This window comes from Leptotrichia sp. OH3620_COT-345, from assembly GCF_003932895.1.
In the GTDB taxonomy this organism is placed as follows: domain Bacteria; phylum Fusobacteriota; class Fusobacteriia; order Fusobacteriales; family Leptotrichiaceae; genus Pseudoleptotrichia.
Genome location: NZ_RQYW01000176.1, coordinates 1 through 296, shown reverse-complemented (window position 1 = coordinate 296; position 296 = coordinate 1). Strand labels below are relative to the sequence as shown.

At 39.2% G+C, this 296-nt stretch carries 1 protein-coding gene; it reads right to left on the bottom strand.

Annotated elements, in window-relative coordinates; all coding sequences use genetic code 11:
* On the bottom strand, positions 1–296 hold a 296-nt coding region (locus EII29_RS12505; protein WP_158612574.1), incomplete at both ends, for a hypothetical protein.

Here is a 296-nt window from a genome sequence, read left to right as displayed (position 1 = left end):
ATTATATCTATCTTACCAGCATACATACTCCCTGCCGCTTTTCCGTCTACGGCTATCCCTTTATATGTCTCTCCTTTACTTTTTACTTCCTTTGTCCTATACTCATACCTCTGTCCCCCTGTTGATATGAGTACTCTTGTCTCTTTTGACGCCTTTATTATGCCCGCTATGTCTATTGTCTTACTTAACAGTTCAAGATCACTTAAACTTAATGCATCTACTCCTCTTTCTCCTATCCCTATATGTCCCTGTGATACATCTATGCCTACTAAGTCCCCTTCTCTTATATCCAAATT